The organism is Pseudoalteromonas sp. NBT06-2, from assembly GCF_002276045.1.
GTDB lineage: Bacteria > Pseudomonadota > Gammaproteobacteria > Enterobacterales > Alteromonadaceae > Pseudoalteromonas.
This window is the reverse complement of the sequence record NZ_NQMR01000461.1, coordinates 1-304: the sequence shown is the minus strand read 5'-3', so window position 1 is coordinate 304 and position 304 is coordinate 1. Positions and strand designations below refer to the sequence as shown.

The 304-nt window shown below is 33.6% G+C and carries 1 pseudogene; it reads right to left on the bottom strand.

Features of this window, described 5'->3' with window-relative positions:
* Positions 1-41: 41 nt before the first annotated feature.
* Positions 42-304: pseudogene (locus CJF42_RS28030) on the bottom strand (cyanophycinase); the annotation flags it as partial.

The following is a 304-nucleotide window of genomic DNA, read 5'->3' as shown; positions in this document are numbered from 1 at the left end:
TAAAGGAGAAATACAATTAAATGTATTTCTCCAGATTTTACCTAATATGGGTTTCCTAAAGTATAAAAATTGGCTTTAGAGCCATCTATACTAATCTCTGTGTCTGTACCTGAATGACTTAGGTCATTAAAGTTATAAACATCACCTAAAATCAACTTTGTGCGTGACACATTGTTATATATAACAGCTTGGCCACAAGATAATTTCGTAGCTTGTGTATTCGCAGATTCTCTTAAAACATATACACTACCATCTCCGTCTACTATGGCATTACCTGCATCATTTATGAAGATTGAAGTCCCTT